Source organism: Methanosarcina flavescens, from assembly GCF_001304615.2.
In the GTDB taxonomy this organism is placed as follows: Archaea; Halobacteriota; Methanosarcinia; order Methanosarcinales; family Methanosarcinaceae; genus Methanosarcina; species Methanosarcina flavescens.
The window spans coordinates 3,085,730-3,105,430 of the sequence record NZ_CP032683.1; the positions used below are offsets into that span (position 1 = coordinate 3,085,730).

Consider the following 19,701-nt stretch of genomic DNA (forward strand, 5'->3'; position numbering starts at 1 on the left):
GATTTTAGCTTCCAAGCCTCTGCATTCTGATCCTTTTAAAAACTCAAATCACAAACTTTTTAATTTATTGCGTACTTCTATGTTTGAGAAGCAAAAAATGTAAATATGCGAAACTTTCTCAGGGCTTCCTTTGAAAAGTTTTTTAAAATACGGAGAATAAAATGTCTAAAGCGTTTTCGAACTCGGCCAGGAATGGGAATGGCAGGCAAAAAGCCTGTAAATACCTTAACGAGGTAGCTTTAAGCAATGCTCTGGAAATGGCAAAGGAGCTGATATCAGTAATCAATAAGGTTCCTGTGACAGTTTTCCTCTGGAGACCGGAGAAGTACTGGCCTGCCGAGTTTGTATCAGAAAATATAAAGCAATTTGGATACGCTGTAGAAGAATTTACATCCGGAAAACTCCTTTATGGCAATATTGTACATCCTGATGATCTGGGAAGGGTTGAAAGAGAACTCTTAAGAAGGATTGATGAGGATTATGTGGATTTTTCCCAGGAGTACCGCATCCTGACAAAATCAGGAGAAGTACGCTGGGTTGATGAAAGAACGTTTATTGAAGCTGATGAGAATGGGGTTGTAAAGTACCTTAAGGGAATAATTCTGGATATTACTGAGCGAAAGAGAAAAGAAAAACTGCTCTACATTCAGAGAGACCTTGGCATTGCCCTCAGTACTTCCAGCTCCCTGAACGAGACCCTTGAGAAACTGCTGGACTCCTGCCTTCAAATAGATGAAATCAATGCCGGAGGCGTTTATCTAATAGACGAAAAAACTGGAGATATGGCGCTTGCTGTTCACCGCGGGCTTTCACCTAATTTTGTTGAGTATGGCTCCCATTATAGTGCGAATTCGCCGAACACCAGACTTGTTATGATAGGGCAGCCTGTTTACAAACAGCATATAGACCTTCTTCTTACCTCGAGAGATGATGCACTAAGGCATGAAAACCTCAGGGCTGCCGCAATTATCCCGATAAGATCAGGAGAAAAAATTATCGCAGCTTTTTATCTTGCCTCAAGCCTCGAATACGAGTTTCCGGATAGCGTGCGCACTGTTATCGAAACCATTGCGATCCAATTTGGAGCCTTTATCTCCCGTATCCGCCTTGAAGAGAAACTGAAAGAATGTATAAAGGAGAAAAAGTTTTAAAGAAGAACACTATTTAACCGTTCAGCTTTTTCGAAAGACATTAGCCTTATTTGATAAATCTTAATCTTTTTAATAACAGCTATCCTTTTTAATTGACATTTAATTCTCTTTTAATTATCCTTGATTCTTTTTTGAAGCATGCCCCAAAAGGAATAATGGTCTACTTAATTGAATAAAACAAAGAAACTTAAAAATATAACTGATATAAGCATAGAGATTATCAGGTAATTTCCTTCAGTCGGAGTTCACTATTTTCCTGTTTTATCCACTAGAGAATTACGAAGTTATAATTATTGATATTCCTGCTGACTGAAGATATAAGTAAAATTTATAAATTTTGTCCCTATAAATTGTATGGGGGGAAAGACAGAATAGTATAATTTTCCCTTTTATAGTACAGGACTAAAGAACCAGGACAACTGGAAAAATTGCTTCATGGATTGGTAAATATATCACGGGTCAGGTAGTATTGCTCGGAATTGTAGCAGCCTGGCAAACCCGGTGTAAAGAACCCAATCAAACGGGGTTTCATTGAAAGTTATAAAATTTTGGTGGGGATTATGGCAGAAGATCTTAAAGATAAGATTTATGAATACCTTTCAAACCATTACTACCTGAACCTTGCAACAGTAAGCCCGCAGGGCAGGCCAATGGCTCATACAATGGCATACATATCCGAAGGCGCGGTTGTATATGTGACAACCAACAAAAACACCCGAAAAGTCCAGAATATTATGCAGAATCCTTATGTGGCATATACCGTAGATGAGGATGACCCCGATTGGTTTGATATACAGGCTCTTCAGGTTGAAGGCAAGGCATCAATAATTACGAATGAAGAAGAATTGCGAGAAATCGGGGAAATCTTGGCAGCCAAATTTCCGGTTGCTGCAGACATGCCACCAGACCCGGATAGTATCATGATAAAAATCGAGCCAGAAGTCATATATTACCTGGATTACAGCGTTGAGTTCGGGCACAGAGAGCAGGTTAATCTCTGAGACCCATGTTTAATTTCGCAAAAAAACTGTTCAAAATAATCGTTAATACCCTAATAAGATCATTTTACGTTCTTGCAGGAGGCACTAAAATACCTCCTGCGCAACTGTCTTAGTATTTGTGAATAGCAGAGAGGAATAAGAAGCTGACCGGTAAACAGAATAGAAGCTGGTCGGCAGGGTGAAAATTTGAAAATGGAGTAAAAAAAGATGAAAGGAGCAAAAATGTATGTCGTTTTGTTTCCAATCCCGGCTTCTTATTTTCAGATTCCTTCAGGAATCATTACCTGATCAATTCCGTGGATAACTCCATTTTCTGCAGTGATGTCAAGCTCTACAATGGTTGCACTTTCTATCATTATTCCGTCAGCAGTGGCATTCACAGCGATCTCTCCGGTCCCCAGGGAAGTAAGAGAATTCATGTTTTCAAGAGCATGAGCCCTGTATTCCCCACTGACTGCATGATAGGTCAGTAAACGGTTTAATTTCTCCCTGTCATTACGAAGGTCATCAAGCATGCCTTCTGGAAGGCTATCAAAAGCTATGTCAGTAGGAGCGAAAACCGTGTAGTAACCTCCTTTATTAAGTGTATCCTCAAGCCCTGCATCCCTCACAAGTGAAGCAAATGTAGTATATCCCACTCCTTCTGCAGCCTGAATAATTGTTTGATTATTTCCCTGAGCCCGGTCTTCAGCAAAGGTTTCATTGTCCTGTTCGGGCTCCCCTTCGCCCGGAATTGTGACTTCTCCCCCTCCAGTAAGGAAGTCTTCTTCGTGACTGGATATTAACCCTTCTCCCTTAGCTTCAACTTCTGGTTCCGTGACTTCTTCCATTGCAGCAGGGGTTGCACCTTCTGCCGGAGCTACGCCTTCCTCCACGAGACCGGTCTCATTGTCCTGAGCATCTTCTGAACAGCCGGAAATAAATAGCATTCCTGCTAAAAGTAAAACTGCAAGAATTCCAGATTTCCTAATATCTCTTCCCCCCAAATATATATTTAAAAGATATACTTATGATGAAATTTTTATATTTCATTATATTTTCTTTTTATATAATCTTATCTGTTTTTGCAGGAAAGCATCTGTAAAAGTGAAGATAGTAGAGCCACCGAAGATTAATTTTCATGCAGCCCGATAAGGCTAACATTCTGTCATTGAGATATTAAAAGCCTTAAATACGTTCAGAAAACCCTGCTTATCGGGTCACAGTTCGGAGCGGCTAATCTGAAGGAAATTTATAAATTGAAATGCCGATTTACCTGTACCTTTTACAAAAAGTAGCATTTGTTATTCATTGATTGGTTACAAAATTTTTTAAAAGATTATGATTACATGCGGCGTTTTCTCAGAATCTCAAAAAAGTTCATCTGGATCCCTTATATTACGCAAAACCTCAAAGTTTTCCCTGCTTTACTTAAAGAATTGTAATTGCCTGTTTCCTGAGAGTTACTAAAATACACAAATCCGACCTTCAATACACAATTCTGACGCTTAAATATATAAATCTGTACTGCACAAATTAATTATAGCCTGCAGATAATATCTTAATGAGCACGCGTAAGTATCTGGACACGAGAAGAATATTGCCGGAAGTGTCGAAATGGTGGAAAATAAGGAAAAGCCTCCTGTTTTTTGTGAAAAGTACTGTATAGTCTGCAAGGGTGCAAGAGAGGGAAATAAACTTTGCAAAGCTATCCAGAATATCGAATTGAAAATCTTCGGGAAAAACGGCTGCATCTGGGGAGCAGCAAGGACAAGGTATTACGGAGTCACTCCTGATAAAAAACTCCCTGGAAATTCAAGAAAAAACAAACAAAAGCAGACCGGCAAAAAGAAATAAGGAATCAGAAATAAATGCAATACTGTAATGAACTACAAATATAATTCCATAATATACAATAGGTTATAGCAGCAATTTTCAGAATATCCTGAATATGCCTGTACTGAGTATAGTTGCCTGCGGAATGCTCGAAGATGAGCTTGTACATGTATTATCAAAAGATCGAGAGTTAAAGCAGTTAATTGTCGTGGAAAACCGGAATAGCTCAGGTTTTCTTCGTAAGCTCAGAGCAAGGAACTGCACTCCAAGGCAGGTTTTCCTTGACCGTGTCCCAATGATCCTTCAGGGTCAATTCAGCCCTGGTTTTGGAATTTCTGCAAAGCTTTTTTCATGTTTTCCGTTTTTAGAAAAGCTTTGCAGGAAAAGGAAACTCGGGGAAGAAATAAGCGTTGTTGTGAATCTGCTAAGCCTGGACCTTCATACTGACCTTGAGGTTTTGAAGACAGAGGTGCACAGGAATATTCGTGAGATGGCTCCTTTCTCGGATAGGATCCTGGTTTTTTACGGCACCTGTGGGCATGCACTTGGAGAACTGGAAGAAGACCTGGCAGATCTCCAATGTCCTCTTTTTTTCCTCAAAGACAAAAATGGGGAAACCGTAGAAGACTGCATCAGTTTGGCACTCGGAGGAAATGAGGCTTATGCCAGAACAATGGCAGAATTCAGGGAAATGGGAACAATTTACCTGACTCCTATGTGGGCCTCAAGCTGGAAGCGGCTGGAGAAGGAGACCAGGAACCGGGATTTTAACAAACATTACCTGAAGAATCCACTCTATTGCCTGGCTGCAAAAATTGACAGTGGGATTTTGAATGATCCGGAATTTGATATAAATGTTAAAGAATTTGCCTGCACTTTTGACATGAGAGTTGTAAATCTCAAAGGAAATGTAGAGATTACCGAACAGTCTTATCTGAACGCCCGGAATGGTATAGCTGGAAAATAGTAACGAAGCTGATTTATATTGAAAACCTGTTTAAATTCAAATTAGCTCTTTTGAAGGAGTAGCAGGGTAAAAATAAGAGGAACAGGCTTTAATTGGTCTCAAGTTGCCTGAAGTGACTGCTAAAATTTATATACTTATTCATCTTTTTAATATACTAATATATTACTTTCGAACTCTTTCTAGTATCTAGACTCTTTGGGGTGTCCAGAATAGATATCAGTAAAAAGGTTCTTTTAGTAACCCTTTTAATTTTTGCTGTTCTTACAGCTGCCTTTACTCTCACCTATAGCATGCAGCGTTCTAACTTTCTGGAACTTGAACAGGTGGACACACTGGAGAATGTAGAGAGAATACAGAATGCGATTTCAACTGAACAGAGATACATTGATCGTACGGCACATGATTGGGCATGCTGGGATGATACATATAAATTTATCAAAGACAGGAATCTGGAATATATATATAAAAACCTACAAGACCAGACCCTTGCAGGAATCAAGCTTCATGTGACACTTTTTGTAAACGAATCCGGAGATGTGGTTTACGCAAAATCAATAGATGCTAATACCTCAAAAAGAACCAAGTTTCCGGAGGAGCTTCTTAGCCTGGTAGAAGACGGAACTCTTCTCACAAGGACAGAAAATGAAACCATAAGCGGTTTTGTATTACTCGAAGAAAGCCCTATGTTTATTGCCTGTCATCCAATCCTTACGTCAAATTCAAAGGGACCTGTGAGAGGCACTTTGATTTTCGGAAAATATTTTGATGAGGCACTTCTGGCTTCTTTCGAAGATGCTACCTGTTATTCCCTTACAATGTACAGAACTTATGAAGAATTGCCTGCTGACGTCAGATCACAGATTAAAAGCTTTTCGGATTTTCCAGATAGACCCATCATTATACCTGAAAACGATGAGAGAATAGCAGGTTTCTTCGAATTAGAAGATATTTCAGGCAAGCCTGCCCTTATTATTAAAGCAGATTTCCCCAGAAGGCTCTATTCAAATGGCGAGAGAATCCTGGATAATATGTATTTTTTCCTTTTACTAACCGGACTTATGACAGGCATAGGAGTTAAATTTGCACTTGACAGGCTGTTCGTCTCAAGAATAATACAAATTGACGATTTCGTTACTCGGATCAGGTCGGATAAGGATTTTTCCAGAAACCTGCATCTTAAAGACAATGATGAGCTCTATCGCCTTTCAAAAGAGATTAACGGGATGTTAAATGAAATTAATCTTGCAGAACAGGAATTAAAAGCGCAGGAACGGGAAAAAAAAGTCCTTCTTGACTCCCTAAATGAACTGGTTATTTTCATAAATCCTCAACATAAGATCATCTGGGCAAATAAAGCTGCCCTTGAATATATGAACACGGAACTTCAAAAGGCAGTTGGAATGTCCCTTAAGGATATTTCCGGTACAAGTAGCCCGTTGTCCGACTCCCTGGAGCTTGAGCAAATTTTCGTAGAAGGCAAAAAAAAATCAGTAGAATTTACTTCTATGGACAGCAGGGTCTGGTTGGTTCAGGCGACCCCTGTAACCGAAGATAACGGAAAAATAATAGGAGTCCTCGAAACCTGTAGAGATATTACGGAAAATAAAGCTGCAGAGACACTCCTTAAGGAAAAGCAAATCGCAGAAGCTGCAAACCGTACCAAGAGTGAGTTCCTAGCAAATATGAGCCACGAACTGAGAACTCCGCTTAATTCGATAATAGGATTCGCTGACCTGCTGTATGAACAGGTATACGGTGAATTGAATGAAAGGCAACTAAAATCTGTAGGGAATATCTCTAAGAGCGGAAAACATCTTCTTAGTCTGATAAATAGCATCCTGGATCTTTCAAAAGTAGAAGCAGGAAAGATGGAGCTGAATTATAAACAGTTTGAGCTCGCAAGCAAGATTAACACAATAAAAAGCCTTGTGTCTCCCATAGCCGATAAAAAAAATATTCAAATTGAAATCGATATAGATAGCGACCTTGCCACCATCTGTGCAGATGAAGCCAGATTCGCTCAGGTAATGTATAACCTCGTGGATAACGCTATAAAATTCTCCTATGAAAACGGGCATATAAAAATAGGAGCGAGAAGAAAAGGGGAAATGGTGGAAATAACAGTCTGCGACACAGGAATTGGCGTTAAACCAGAAGATCAGAGCAAACTTTTCAAGCCCTTCAGCCAGGTTGATTCCTTTTTGTCTAAAAAATACGAGGGGACCGGACTGGGACTTTCGCTGGTTAAGCAGATTGTCAAGTTACATGGCGGGTATGTATGGTTCAGGAGCAATCCTGGAGAGGGAAGCACCTTTGCTTTCGCAATTCCTATAGAAGGCAAGAGAGACTGTAGTGGAAAAATACGGATTAATAAAAACAGGATCGAATGACTGAACGTATAAGCGGACTAGAATAAAAGGCAGGAAAGATGCAGGTTAAAATAGAAGGTAACTGGAAAAACTGAAACTGTTTATCTTTTTGCCAGCAGGTGAGTTATGTCCTGCAGGTGCTTGAACTCAATTTTTCCAGCATAAAGTTAAAAAACAGGCTCTTCAACTTTCTGACCAAAATCAATACACAGGCTGGATGTCTCTATCTCGGATTTCTGCAAACTCAGCAGTTCTTCCAGCGAAAAAATTGCATATTTATTTTTCCCTCGCCTGCATTTTTCCAGTTGATCGTAATCAAAACTGAGATTATCATAGCTAGTTACATGCCTTAACCATTCTATCGGAATTTCAAGATCTAATAAAAGCGGTATAGCAGTTTCAAAATAAAGCCTACATGCCTTTTTTTTCGATAATTTACACCAGTTATCTATCATAAAATTTATATTGTCGTCTTTAATCGTAAAAACTACAGGATAGATCTTACACAATATCGGCTTAAAATCCCGGCACTCGCATACATCGTCTTCATTTAAGAACGGGCATAGCTTTCCTAATTTTAATACCTGTATTTGAGTTCCATCATCCATTTTAAGCATATCCAGGTAGCGAATTCTGAAATCCGCTATGCTTATACCCATTTTCTTTGCCATATACTCTTCCTCACCGGGCAGCAATGTACCGATTTTATTATGTTCGCAGGCTCCCCCGCATTCCCTGCAGATATTAAAAGTTATTTGGTTGCTACCGCTAAACGTTTTATGGAAGTTCTCATAAATTTGCATGGGTATATTCTTGAAAATCAACCTGAAAACCTCTATCGTTCAAGCTAGGTACATAAAATAATTTTTCGCAAGTGATATTTACATTTATGCCCAGTTTATGCTTCATTTGCCAGGACTAAAAAGTAAGAACTATTCAGGCTTTGGAGTAAAGGCACATTTGATTCCCACCTTCGAAAGATGTATATACTATTAAATTTTTTAGACGTTTATCTTGCTTTTCAAAATTTGAGCTATATAAAAAACTGATTTATCCTGGCTGAACATCGTTTACATTTTTAGTGGATAACCAGGGAACAAAGTTATCGCAAACTTAAACACTTTTTATGATGTCTTTCAAAAAACTCAGGATTGGAATAAGGTTTGCTGACATTTCTACATGACTCAAGAGGACAGGCTTGCAGAATAATACGGAAAAAGATAGCAATATATTTGAGAGTGATAAATATCCAGAATTTCTGCAAACAGGAACTGATTCCCACAGATCCTTATAGCCTCATATCAGATCCTTATAGCCTCCTCATACCAGATCCTTATGCTTCTATCAGGTGTAGCCAAATTCAGGAACTGACGCGGTTAAAAAATAAATCCTGAGGAAACAACTCAGATTCTCAATCCCCAGGCTCGAGCTTTTTCTCTAATATTAAGCTAATAGGTTATCAGTTAAAGGTTATTCATACCTCAGGGCATCTACAGGTTTCAGCCTGGAAGCCCTGTAAGCCGGAACAGCTCCGGAGACAATGCCTATAACAATGGCAAGGACAAGGCCGAAGAGCATAAGGTGAAGTGAGAGCGAGATGCCTGAGTCCCCTCCGGATCTCATCATGGTCATGCCAAGTATAGGAAATAGAGTTGAGATAAAAGCTCCAAGCATAACTCCAAAAATCCCTCCGACAAAACCGACCATTGCAGAGTTAAAGACAAAGATCATAAGGATGTCGCGGTTTTTCGCCCCTATCGCTTTCATAGTACCGATCTCTTTTGTTTTCTCGAGGACGGAGGTAAACATCGTATTTGCAATTCCCACAGCTCCCACAATCAGTGATACCGCAGCAATAGCTCCCAGGAAAAGTGTCATGGAGGACGTCATTTCGGTAACGGACTCAGCCATGGATTTTGACGCAGTTACGGAAAAGTCCATTTCATCTTCCCGCATAACATGCCTCGAAACCATGAGCTTATCTGTAATATCTTCCATTACAGTATCCACAAGGTCTTCACTCTGTGCTTTTACCATGATTGTATCAAAAACGCCTTTTTCTGCATCCTCGATAAGGTTTACTGCTCCATCGATAGGCATGTAAATATTGCTGTCCCCAAAACCGCCTTCCTCGGTCAGAATACCGATAACACGTACGGACTTACCATTTACTGTTATTACCTGATTGACCCCTATGTCCCTGCCATAAACTCCGCTGGCAACATCGTTCCCTATAACTGCCACATACCTGTCAGTCGGCTCAAGCAATCTTCCTGACTGCGTTTCCAGAGTAGTCATGTATTTCCAGATCTGAGGATCCACACCCGTAATCGAGAGTGTAGCATTCTCTCCTGCATAATCCACTTCTTCACTGCCTGAAATCTCCCCCGCTATATACTGTATCCCCTCTATACCCTGAAGTGCATCAAGATCATCTTCTGTCAATTCGGAATCCATAGCTGAATCGCCTCCTCCAGGATGCCCGGGCATATTTGACATCGCTCTGGTGTATCCCGGACTTATAGCTATTTTTGTCAGATCCATCTCGGAAAGCCTGCTCTGAACCTGTTCCTCCATAGCATCCCCCAGGGAAAGAATGCCTACAACAGCCCCGACCCCTATAACAATCCCTACAATGGTCAGCCAGCTTCGCAGTTTACTGTGCAGAAGCATATTCAGAGCCATCTTCACGTAAGTAGAGTTTCGCATACGGAATCCTTCCTTTCTCTATCAGATAGCTGCATTTAGTCTCTCGTTGTCCCGGAGTCGTATTTCTGGTCCCCAATTCCTTTATTTCTGGATTTTTTCTCACCCTTTGCCTGTTTTTTCTCGCGGTATATAAATAGCCCAGTTACTGCAACCAATATTAACACGAAATAGGGTGTGTATGAACCGAGGCTACTACTGCGTGCTCGCGGGCCAGTTTCAGTGGCAGTACCCTCAGGTGCAGACATCTGGACTGCGACAGCCTTATCAACCGTTATTCTTTCCCCTTTTGCATCGGTATACTCAATCTGGACTTTTAGCGGAGGCGAAGCGGTTGAAGCCGAACTTTCATTGTCTTCTACTGCATCCCCACGTGCTTTTGCAATGCCCGGCGATTCTCCCTCATCTGTAGCCTGTGCGCTCGCAACATTAAAAGATGCAATTGTATAATCTCCCTTCTCAAGGTTTCCAACAATCGATGAAGAGCTCCCTGTTACCCTGAAGCCTTCCTGTTCTGGAACGGATACTTTCACGGAATATGCCATATTATTGCCCACGTTTGCTACTGAGAGGGAAATCTCTCCCTGATCGCTTTCCGAGAAAGAAACATCGAAATCGGTTTCCCCGCCTACAAAGAGCCCTGCAGTTGTCTGGATACTTTTTGCATTCGACTCATAATCTTCAAAGCTGAGATTCACATCTAGGGTATAAAGTCCAGGATTAGCGTTTACGTCTGCCATGACTGAGTAAGCAACCGTTACGGAATCCTCAGGCTCTAGGTATTTGACGTACTTCGTGTTATCCGAATACACCGGCAGGATAACGCCTTTGGGATCTTTCCAGGAGATTACCATATTTTTCAGGGGTGAACTTCCGGTGTTCGTTATTATGAATTCCAGAGGTTCTTCCTTTGCTAGATCAATATTTGCCGTGTTTATGGTAACGATCTGTGCATACTCTTTGCCCCTTACCTCGAGCTGGATGGTCTTTGTGGTTTTAACTGATTTTGACGAGGATCCGTCCTCTCTGGCAGTTGTGACGATATTGAGGTCATATGTGCCTTCGGAAGCATTGGAATCGGTCATGAGCTTGAATTTAAGAACGGCTGCATCATTATCTTCCTGCCGTGCATTCAGGTAGGAGACCTCCTTTTCAAGTGGTTCCCCGGAAACTTTACTGAAAGGGTATTGAGGCTCGATTGCAACATTAATATTCTTCAGGTCATTACTTCCTATGTTCTGTAAGCTGATAGTAAGTTCGACCGGTTCCCCTGGGCGTGCTGCATCGGGATTCTGATTAGTTACATTTGCCTGAACGGATGAAGAATCTATCAGTCCGCTTGCAGCAAAAGTTGTTCCCGCTCCCAGCACCAGCACTGAAGAATATATAATCAGGAGCGTTAACAAAGAAAAATTTTTCATATTATTTCCTCCCTTCATCTAGTATGCATTCCTCGACTTTTTCTATCCGGCCATCCCTGATGTACACAATTCTTGTAGCGTATTTTATAAGTTCCAGGTCATGGGTCACAATGATAACCGTCTTGCCTTCTTTCTTGTTCAAACTGTTCAGAAATTCCAGGATGTAATTCCCAGTCTTGCTGTCAAGGTTTCCTGTAGGTTCATCAGCCAGGATTACAGGCGGGTTCACAGCCAACGAGCGAGCTATTGCAACCCTCTGCCTCTGCCCGCCTGAAAGCTGGGAAGGCAGGTTATGTTTTTTATCTGAGAGCCCTACAATCTCAAGCAGGTACGCAGCTTTTTTTTGGGCTGTATGTGGGTCTTCTTCCTGGAATTCCAGAGGCAGCAGCACGTTTTCCAGAGTGTTCAGAGTGGGAATAAGGTTGAAACTCTGGAAAATGAAACCTATCATCTGCCCTCTGATTCTGGCAAGTTCGGATTCCTCAAGTTCCGAGATATCACCTGAGTTCAGGAAAACTGTGCCTCTCGATGGCAAATCCAGGCAGCCTATCAGATTCATAAGTGTGCTTTTTCCACTTCCGCTCGGACCAAGGACTACGAGGAACTCCCCCTCATAAATCTCAAGATTTATTCCCCTGAGGGCTGCAAAATCGGACTCTCCCATCTGGTAGATTTTCCATACATCATTCAGTTTGATAAGTGGAACTTTCCTGTTCCCAGAGACATTCTCTGCATCCAGACTTTTGACAGAAGCGTTATTGACAAAAGCATTATTGACAAAAGCATTATTGACAAAAGCACTGTCTGAACTGCTGTAAGGATTGTTTTTTAGAGTCTCCCCCGAGTCGTCCATCTCAGAATCAATATCAGATTCACCGTAGAAATCTGCAGCTTTCTCAAGCGAATTCAGAAGATTTGAGGCATTTAATTTCGTTTTAAATGCCCCTATGATTTCTGTAAGTGTCATTATACTCCTCTAAATCATGTCCCGTCTCATCAGGGCAGCTTTAATAATTCGGTCTTCTGTTCATACTTTGCCTGAATCTCCAGTTTAAAAGCCCCTTACGATTTTAGCCTGAAACGCTTTTACTGTAATATTCCGCGTTTTTGAGGCACCTGCAAATGCAGATGCCCCTTGTTGTGGTGTGTAGGTTTTTTGGCTGCTTCTTTTATTCATGCCAGTTTTTCAGGAGAAGGCAGTCAACCCTTTCATTGACATTTAATAATAAAAGGATACTTAACCGCAAAAAGAGAGATTAAGAGATATATTTGTCAATGAAGCTTTTTCAGGAGTTTTAACTCCGTTTCATTCTTTAAATGCTCTCTAAAATATTATTAAATCCCTTCTAAAGGGTTGTATCATGTTAAATCGTAAATCCGCCTTTCCAAGATCGTAAAGTCGGTTTGTTCCTTGTGCCAGTTTTTCAGTTAAGCAACTATGAGGCAGTTTGATCTTAACCTGGTTCACATTTTAATCCGGCCAAAAGCAGGAATATTAACGAAAATAGATATATTAAAAAAAACTGTCAGGGCTGGAAAAAAGTAGATACGGCAATACAGGAAAGTAAACACACTAATAGAGAAAAGAAGTCGGTTATTTGAAAATTCGTGGGCTTCTAAAAGGCTGAAAAAAGTATCTTACCTGAGTTTTAACGCTCCTCATCTCTCAGGATTATAACGTTTCCTCGTCCCCGCTTGAATTTCTCAATCAGTTCTCTTCTTTCCAGGTCTGCAAGCATGAGGCTGACCTTTCCTTCGGAGTATTTCAACCTGCTGCGCAGGTCTTTCTGGGTAATCCTGCCACCTTGACCTCGGATTATGTCCATGACCTCCTGAAGGTCTGTGGGAAGCGGAAGCTTCTTTCTGGAAGCAGAAATTTCATTTTCAGAGATTACTGAAGGCTTATCCCCAGTTTCCTCAAAGGACATCGCCTGTTTTTCTCCCTGAGGTTCAGATCTTACAGGTTCGGTTTCATTTACCCTAGACCCCACTTTAACTTCTGCTTGTTCTGCCGTCGCCTTCTTTTCCGGTATTTCGGGTAATAATTCTTTTACTGGTGACTTTACCGGTTCTCTTATTGGTTCTTTTTCCAGTTCTTTTTCCAGTTCTTTTTCCAGTTCTTTTAATGGCTCCTTCGGAGATTGCATTACCGGATCACTCACAGGCTCTTCTACAGGATCTGCTACCGATTCTGTTGCAGATATTTTTTCTGAGAGTTTTACCTTAGGTTCCTGTGCTTGGCAATCCTGTCTTATTCCTGACTCCAGGTCTTCAGGAGTAGCTTCTATTCTTCTATCTACACTTTTATGTGAAAGCTCTGTTCTTTTAGCGGGAGCTTTTGCCGTGAGTTCGACCTTAGCGGGCTTGGAGAGATTTTTGGTCGCATGTCTTTTTCCGGTTATATATTCCCTTTCCTCAGGCTTATTTTCCTCTATCTTCTTATCCTTTCTAGCAAATTTGTAACCTGCTATAAGCAGGAAAAAAAGTAAAAGAGCTGTCAGCAGATAATTCATACTCAAAGAGCCGGCTCCTCTGGCTGGATCAGTATTGCTTGAATTACCTTTACCAGAACCTGTTACGTGACCTGTGGCTATTTCGGTTACAGGGCTTATATTATTCGAGGACGAGTTTACCGCGCCATTGTTCAGGCTCCTTGAAAATCCGTCTACTCCGGAACTGTCCATGAGTTCATCAGAATAGATCGGAAGAAGCAGGAGGTCAAATACATACGTTCCATCATCTTTAACTTTAACTGTCTCTTCTGCCGAATAAAGAAGGGTGCTGTTTTGATAATACCTGGCTTTAATAGTGTAATCCCCTGGCACCAGATCAAAAGAATACATGCCATACCTTGCCACCATAGACTGCGAGGGAGTGGAATTTACCTCAACCACGGCATTCTCAAGAGGCTCGAAGGTATCCCAGCCGTATACTGCACCGTGGATTGTAGCCGTGCTGTCCGCTAAGGCAGGTCCAACTAAAGCAAGTACAGCAGCGATACAAACAATAAAGAGCCTCAGATTCATTTCAGGCAAACCCAGACTTGCATTTTTAATTTTCTATCTTTCCAGGCCTTTTTAATATTCTTTTTCGAGGTTTATGGGCTCTCCGGAAGAAAGCATCTCCTGTTTTCTATTTCCAAATAAGTTCTGTTGGTGTCCGTAATATTACCTCTTTACCTGTGCCCGATTATTGTGTCATTATCTCCCTATCTGGTCCGCGTCCAGTATCGTTATCTTTCCTATCGGCCCCATATCCTTTAATATCGTCCTCTCCCTCTCTACCGCGTTCTCCGTGATCCGTTTCTTCTTCAAAGAGAGGTCTCGCCCAGATCTCTTCCCTTACCGCCCCCTCTTCCTCCTGAATGCTATATGTGCCGTTACCCTGGAAAGCTGCATAACCCTCGCCATCTGCAGTGAGGGTAATGTTTTCATTGCTTAACATTACAGTCTTATGAGAGCCGGAGACCTTTACATCGGCAGAATTGATATTATACAGGAGCACCTTATCATGCATATCGGTTTTCTCCTCAAATGTGTAATCCCCTTCGATATCAATTTCTGAGTCTCTGGAAAGATCCCCTATTGCCATGTTTCCTTTTTCCAGATGCATGTTAAGGGTGAAACTGCCCATGAGGATAGCTTTTCCTTCTCCTGCTGCACTGAGCTTGGATGTGCTGTTGAGTTCCTCACTCCCAGGCATCAGCAATTGTATCTCATCGAAAATATTTTTGAGAACATAATTAGCCTTAATCATGCTTTCCTGCGACCTTATCAAATACCCCCTTTCCATGTCTTCGGATGAACCATTGCATCCATCAGAACTCTTGACTGAGCTATTATTTTCATCACTTGCGGCTGCGTCTGCGAGGGCTTGATATTGCTTTGCTTCTTCTACAAGAAGGTTGTATTCTTCAAGCAATGCTTCAAGTCTGGTAACATCTTCCCCCTCGGCTTTATATCGTTCAATTACGTTTTTGAGCCGCACTGAGATGATTTCTGCCTTCTGGATATTGCTATCAAGAAGGGATGCCGCATCTCTCAGCTTATGGACGGACTCATAGCCTGGGTGAGGTCCGCCTGGAGGGATATCATGTGGATGTAAACCCAGCATTCCAGGTTCCTCACGGTCCAGAAGCCCTGTATAAGGGCAAAATATAGCCCTGTAAAGCTCTTCTGAAGCTCTGGAAGCAGGATACTGGTCCTCTGCATCAACACAGCCTGAGATCACGATAATCCCTGCAAGCATAAGGAGCAGGGACAGAAATTTGGTTTTCATACTGAGCACGTCCCGTGGAGAGAAATGATTGCTGGACTGTACTTTTTATTCAGGTCCTTATATTTAATGTTGGTTATTTTCAAAGTTTTCTCGGAGTCAATGGAATCTTCCTGTAGACTTTGAATCCGTAATTATTTTGAAAAAGCTTTCAGAGATATCAACTTGGTGTTGAATATTGTACGCATAATTTCTTCAATACTTTACCTGGTTTACTGTGCAGTAGAGTAATCTATTCTGGAACATGTTATCAATGGATGATACTGCTCGATATGTTGCTAACTGGAGATGCTATATTTGGATTTAAAAATAAAAGAATACTTATTCTCTCAGTAAGATTAGTGGATTGAGTTTATCATTCAGAGTTAAAGAGAGATTGTTTTTGAATTTAACCCTTTATAGCCTGTAATTTTCGGTTTTTAAATATTTACTCCCATCTTAACAGTCCCCAATGGATAACTTTATCTTATTTTTGAACAATCTTCTCAATTTAAACAAGTCTGTTCTTAATTCTAAGTTATAGAGGATAGAAGAATATTTTAGAAAACAGGAGAAGGGCTCAAAAGAGAGGGCACAAAAATAAAGAGATATTTACACAGGAGGAAATTGCCAGAAAACAGGGAAAACCCTGCAAAACAGAGAAGTCTGTAAAGCAGGAAAATTCTAAAATTTTGGGTCTGTCAACCATCTCAAGTCTGTCAACCTACGAACAGCCGATGAGACAGGAGAATAAACTTGTCTGGGAATTTGATGAAGAAAATTTCACTGAGGTTCAACATCCTTTCTTAACTCAATCAGTAAAAAATTCCTGAACTACAGACGCTTTAAAGACAACCGCAAACTGTAGATTTTTTGATCTTTTCCTTCTTGCGATTTAACCTGCGTTTTCAGGAGCGTCTAATGCTAACTTCCGTCGATTTATTAGCGGGATACAGCTGTTAGTCTTTATAACTCAGCGAAAATGGCACTTTTCAACACTTAAATTTCAACTTCATCCCACAAAATGGACAGAAATTAGGAGCAATGGGTAGATTCAAATTTCCTGAACAGTAAGGGCAGGTCAGCCTGGTACCTTTTCTCTTTCCAGGAACTGCGTTTTGATGGGCTCTGGACTCTTCGCTCCCTTCAACAGAAATTGAGAGTTCAAGCTCCTTAAGAGAACTCGTTTTATGAATATTACCTGAAAGCTTTGAAGTTTCAATCCGAGTTTCAGAATTACAGCCTTTCAGGCAGCCCTTCAGGGCAGGCTCCTCCTCAGGGATTTCGGCCTTTTCCGTAGCATTTGCCAGTAACGGACTGGATTTATTAATTCTTTCTAGAGCTTTTAATGCAGCCCTTCTTACGCAGGCATCTGAACTTTCACTGGCTCTGACAAGTCCTGAAACTGCATCAAGGGTACCGATTTTCTCAAGTGATCCAATCGCGGTTTTTTGTATTAGACTTTCAGGATTTTCAATAATCATTATCAGCTCTGGAACAGCCTGCTGCGCTTTGAGATCCCCAAGTGCTGAAGCCGCAGCTTCTCTAACCGCGATTTTGGGATCCTTAAGGGCTCTCAAAAGCCCTAATATAGCCTCATCAGTGCCTGCTTTTCCAAGACCCACAACTGCCGATTCCCTTACTGAACTGTCGGAGTCGTTAAGAGCTTTCAATAACCCATCTACGGCTTCAGGGGTCCCGTTTTTTCCAAGGGCACAGGTAATCGCCTTCCTTACAGAGTTCTCATAGATATCGAAAGCTTTAATCAACCCACGGGCTGCTTCAGGAGAACCAATATCCCCAAGGGCTTCAGCAGCCCTGCTTCTCAGATACCAGTCCGGGTCATCCAGGGCTTTTAAAAGCCCCGAGACAGCCTCAGGCGTTCCTATCTTCCAGAGGGCCTCAATAGAAGTTTTCCTCACATCCCTGCTCGAAGCTTCGAGAGCCTTGATAAGCTCAGGTACTGATGTTGACACATTTAAGATCTTACAAAGAGTCTCAGATGCTGCTTCCTGCACAGGCTGCCTCGGATCCTTAAGGGTTTCCATAAGCTCGTCAAGCACATCTGATTTTCCTCTTTTTCCAAGAGTTTCGGATGCATGCTTCCTTACTTTAGTATCTGAGCTTTCAATTGCTTTTACCAGGCAGAGAGCAGCTTCATAAGTATCGATTTTTCCGAGAGCTGTTATTGAAATTCTTCTCAGCGAATCATCCGGATAAGCCAGAGCTTTCTCAAGACCGTAAATCGCTTCTATGGAGCCTATCCTCATCAGAGCTTTCACTGCCTCTTTCTGAACAAATCTGTCCCTATCCCCGAATCCTTTAACGATACCTGAAATAGCCTCAGGTGTGCCTATTTTCTCAAGGGAGGCAATAGCCGTTTTTTTAACAGGACTTTGAGGGTCATCAAGTGCCTTTACAAGACTAGGAACAACCTCAGGGTTATTGAATTTTCCCAGGGCTTCCGCGGCGGCTGCTCTTACCTTTGGGTTTGAGTCATCCAGCGCTTCAATCAGCGCGGGTAAAGCATTAATGTCTCCTAACTTTCCAAGTTCTTCGGCAGCAGCCGCTCGATTTCCTGCAAAAACCGAGCGTTCCAATTTCTTAATCAGATCTTTTATCTTCTCATCCATTTTCCTTTTATCCCCCATCAGTGTAAAGCTTCATCCTGATTTGTGTAAAGTAAAATATTTAATAAAATACAGCCCGATGGACTTAAAATAAATAGAACGTTGTTAGGTCTGCTAATCTAAAACCGACACTCTTGCCGAATTTTTTTGACATGCTGATCGCACAATTCGGAGACAGCTTAACCCAGCTTTTGAACTCGGGCATGAAAAATTGCATATACCCCCTCTTTACGCTATAAACTCAACCTTTAACATTCTACATTCTTAAAATATATTATGTCCTAACATATAAAAACTTTTAGCCCGTTAATATAAATAATATGTAACTGTAGATTACTATAAGGCTGCAGTGCTAGTCTAAAAAACGGAAGCTTTAAAGGTAGTATAAAAGGAAAACTTGATATTAAAGCAAATCACAAAATTAAAAAGTAAGGCAAATTAAAAAGAAGAAGATAAGTAAAGAATTTTTATCGTAAACCTCAATAAAGAGAGACAGTAAACGAAGGGAAGTAATGTTGAGCTGCAAGCAGGATTAACAGACCCGATGCCGGAACTGTGAAATTATCGTCTATGTTCTCTATCCTTTCCACAAATGAACAGACAATTCCTGCAAAAATACCGGCAAAACCCATTTTTGCGCCGATAATTACGCACAGCACGAGCATGCCTGCAGTACCTTCCCAGGCTTTTGTCCTCTTGTTATATTTAAGGTTCCTTATTATACCTGTGATCCCGTCTCCATATGCCATGAAAAGCACCGGGATCACTCCAAGCCAGAAGCTCCTGTCAATGTACCAGGTGAAAAACACTATCAATCCCCAGCTCAATGTAAAATTCACATCATAAAAGTTTTCAGGGTCTTGAAACCAGTACATCCTCCTGTTGAGTTTATGAGGCAGATAAGTCATAAGAGCAAGCCCAAAAGCAGTGGCTGCTGGCAATATAGGCTCATGGGCGATAAAAGGAAGCAGCATTGCTGTCAATCCGCCAGCCAGGAAGTGAATAACTTTTCTTGAGAAGTACATTGAAGAATTAATTGATCTGCCCTTTTTTAAAGCAAATTCATATACCTTTTTTGAGAGAACCAGAAGCACAAACAGGTTCCAAACTGAGAGGACCGCAAATATGGGCAGGTCTGCCTGTATAGTTTCCCATGAGATTTGAAACAGAGGTATCATAACATATTAAATATCTTTTAAATATATATTTTTTTTGAGTATTCTGAGTGTTTTCCAGCAAAATTTATCAGACGTGATTTTTGGATTATAGAGTTTAAGTACAGGATATTATTCTTGACTTTGATATTTCCTTTTTTTACATTTTTATATTTTCTCAAATAAAAATAGAAATGTCTATATATTTCATAATCTTCATACTGTCATGGAGG

General features: G+C 41.0%; 14 protein-coding genes. 5 read left to right on the forward strand and 9 right to left on the reverse strand.

The window, feature by feature from the left end; genetic code table 11:
- Positions 1 to 161: 161 nt before the first annotated feature.
- Both AOB57_RS13500 and AOB57_RS13505 read left to right on the forward strand, forming a co-directional pair.
- Complete coding sequence (locus AOB57_RS13500; RefSeq protein ID WP_054299557.1) at positions 162 to 1,151, forward strand: GAF domain-containing protein; 990 nt, start codon at positions 162 to 164, stop codon at positions 1,149 to 1,151.
- Between the two features lie 560 nt (positions 1,152 to 1,711).
- Positions 1,712 to 2,152 carry a pyridoxamine 5'-phosphate oxidase family protein gene (locus AOB57_RS13505; RefSeq protein WP_054299558.1) on the forward strand — a complete coding sequence of 147 codons (441 nt, stop codon included), beginning with the start codon at positions 1,712 to 1,714 and terminating at the stop codon, positions 2,150 to 2,152.
- A 260-nt stretch (positions 2,153 to 2,412) separates the two neighbouring features.
- On the opposite strand, the gene AOB57_RS13510 is transcribed toward AOB57_RS13505, so the two are convergent.
- On the reverse strand, positions 2,413 to 3,138 hold the full coding sequence (locus AOB57_RS13510) for a fasciclin domain-containing protein (RefSeq protein WP_226999527.1): 726 nt from the start codon (positions 3,136 to 3,138) through the stop codon (positions 2,413 to 2,415).
- A gap of 610 nt (positions 3,139 to 3,748) precedes the next feature.
- On the opposite strand from AOB57_RS13510, the gene AOB57_RS13515 reads away from it, so the two are divergent.
- The 3 genes from AOB57_RS13515 (at position 3,749) to AOB57_RS13525 (ending at position 7,324) form a co-directional block, all read left to right on the forward strand.
- On the forward strand, positions 3,749 to 3,988 hold the full coding sequence (locus tag AOB57_RS13515) for a hypothetical protein (protein WP_054299560.1): 240 nt from the start codon (positions 3,749 to 3,751) through the stop codon (positions 3,986 to 3,988).
- 94 nt (positions 3,989 to 4,082) lie between these two features.
- Positions 4,083 to 4,934, forward strand: coding sequence for a DUF1638 domain-containing protein (locus tag AOB57_RS13520; protein WP_054299561.1), 852 nt, complete (start codon positions 4,083 to 4,085; stop codon positions 4,932 to 4,934).
- Between the two features lie 290 nt (positions 4,935 to 5,224).
- A complete protein-coding gene (locus AOB57_RS13525) occupies positions 5,225 to 7,324 on the forward strand; it encodes a sensor histidine kinase (protein WP_226999528.1) in 2,100 nt (699 codons plus the stop codon).
- Between the two features lie 146 nt (positions 7,325 to 7,470).
- Here AOB57_RS13525 and AOB57_RS13530 read toward each other — a convergent pair whose 3' ends face one another.
- The 8 genes from AOB57_RS13530 to AOB57_RS13565 form a co-directional block, all read right to left on the reverse strand.
- Positions 7,471 to 7,974 carry a YkgJ family cysteine cluster protein gene (locus tag AOB57_RS13530; RefSeq protein ID WP_226999529.1) on the reverse strand — a complete coding sequence of 168 codons (504 nt, stop codon included), beginning with the start codon at positions 7,972 to 7,974 and terminating at the stop codon, positions 7,471 to 7,473.
- 799 nt (positions 7,975 to 8,773) lie between these two features.
- The gene (locus tag AOB57_RS13535) at positions 8,774 to 10,012 is read right to left on the reverse strand and encodes an ABC transporter permease (protein WP_054298145.1); all 1,239 of its coding nucleotides are present in this window, start codon (positions 10,010 to 10,012) and stop codon (positions 8,774 to 8,776) included.
- Positions 10,013 to 10,047: 35 nt separating this feature from the next.
- Entirely contained in the window at positions 10,048 to 11,430 is a 1,383-nt protein-coding gene (locus AOB57_RS13540) for a COG1361 S-layer family protein (RefSeq protein ID WP_054298237.1), read from the reverse strand.
- A gap of 1 nt (position 11,431) precedes the next feature.
- The gene (locus AOB57_RS13545; protein ID WP_054298146.1) at positions 11,432 to 12,397 is read right to left on the reverse strand and encodes an ABC transporter ATP-binding protein; all 966 of its coding nucleotides are present in this window, start codon (positions 12,395 to 12,397) and stop codon (positions 11,432 to 11,434) included.
- Between the two features lie 682 nt (positions 12,398 to 13,079).
- Positions 13,080 to 14,456 (reverse strand): helix-turn-helix transcriptional regulator, encoded by a 1,377-nt coding sequence (locus tag AOB57_RS13550; RefSeq protein ID WP_054298147.1) that lies wholly within the window; start codon positions 14,454 to 14,456, stop codon positions 13,080 to 13,082.
- Positions 14,457 to 14,619: 163 nt separating this feature from the next.
- Positions 14,620 to 15,708: a hypothetical protein gene (locus tag AOB57_RS13555; RefSeq protein ID WP_054298148.1), complete on the reverse strand. Its 1,089-nt coding sequence runs from the start codon at positions 15,706 to 15,708 to the stop codon at positions 14,620 to 14,622.
- A gap of 968 nt (positions 15,709 to 16,676) precedes the next feature.
- Positions 16,677 to 18,317 (reverse strand): HEAT repeat domain-containing protein, encoded by a 1,641-nt coding sequence (locus AOB57_RS13560; RefSeq protein ID WP_054298238.1) that lies wholly within the window; start codon positions 18,315 to 18,317, stop codon positions 16,677 to 16,679.
- A gap of 476 nt (positions 18,318 to 18,793) precedes the next feature.
- The gene (locus AOB57_RS13565) at positions 18,794 to 19,492 is read right to left on the reverse strand and encodes a hypothetical protein (protein WP_054298149.1); all 699 of its coding nucleotides are present in this window, start codon (positions 19,490 to 19,492) and stop codon (positions 18,794 to 18,796) included.
- Positions 19,493 to 19,701: the final 209 nt, after the last annotated feature.

What these genes read in the sequence shown, in the direction of transcription:
- AOB57_RS13520 (WP_054299561.1), top strand. Translation starts at nt 4,083, where the DNA reads ATGCCTGTACTGAGTATAGTTGCCTGCGGAATGCTCGAAGATGAGCTT.
- AOB57_RS13505 (WP_054299558.1), top strand. Translation starts at nt 1,712, where the DNA reads ATGGCAGAAGATCTTAAAGATAAGATTTATGAATACCTTTCAAACCAT.
- AOB57_RS13535 (WP_054298145.1), bottom strand. Translation starts at nt 10,012, where the DNA reads ATGCGAAACTCTACTTACGTGAAGATGGCTCTGAATATGCTTCTGCAC.
- AOB57_RS13560 (WP_054298238.1), bottom strand. Translation starts at nt 18,317, where the DNA reads ATGGATGAGAAGATAAAAGATCTGATTAAGAAATTGGAACGCTCGGTT.
- AOB57_RS13550 (WP_054298147.1), bottom strand. Translation starts at nt 14,456, where the DNA reads ATGAATCTGAGGCTCTTTATTGTTTGTATCGCTGCTGTACTTGCTTTA.
- AOB57_RS13500 (WP_054299557.1), top strand. Translation starts at nt 162, where the DNA reads ATGTCTAAAGCGTTTTCGAACTCGGCCAGGAATGGGAATGGCAGGCAA.
- AOB57_RS13525 (WP_226999528.1), top strand. Translation starts at nt 5,225, where the DNA reads ATGCAGCGTTCTAACTTTCTGGAACTTGAACAGGTGGACACACTGGAG.
- AOB57_RS13555 (WP_054298148.1), bottom strand. Translation starts at nt 15,708, where the DNA reads ATGAAAACCAAATTTCTGTCCCTGCTCCTTATGCTTGCAGGGATTATC.
- AOB57_RS13565 (WP_054298149.1), bottom strand. Translation starts at nt 19,492, where the DNA reads ATGATACCTCTGTTTCAAATCTCATGGGAAACTATACAGGCAGACCTG.
- AOB57_RS13530 (WP_226999529.1), bottom strand. Translation starts at nt 7,974, where the DNA reads ATGGCAAAGAAAATGGGTATAAGCATAGCGGATTTCAGAATTCGCTAC.
- AOB57_RS13545 (WP_054298146.1), bottom strand. Translation starts at nt 12,397, where the DNA reads ATGACACTTACAGAAATCATAGGGGCATTTAAAACGAAATTAAATGCC.
- AOB57_RS13515 (WP_054299560.1), top strand. Translation starts at nt 3,749, where the DNA reads ATGGTGGAAAATAAGGAAAAGCCTCCTGTTTTTTGTGAAAAGTACTGT.
- AOB57_RS13540 (WP_054298237.1), bottom strand. Translation starts at nt 11,430, where the DNA reads ATGAAAAATTTTTCTTTGTTAACGCTCCTGATTATATATTCTTCAGTG.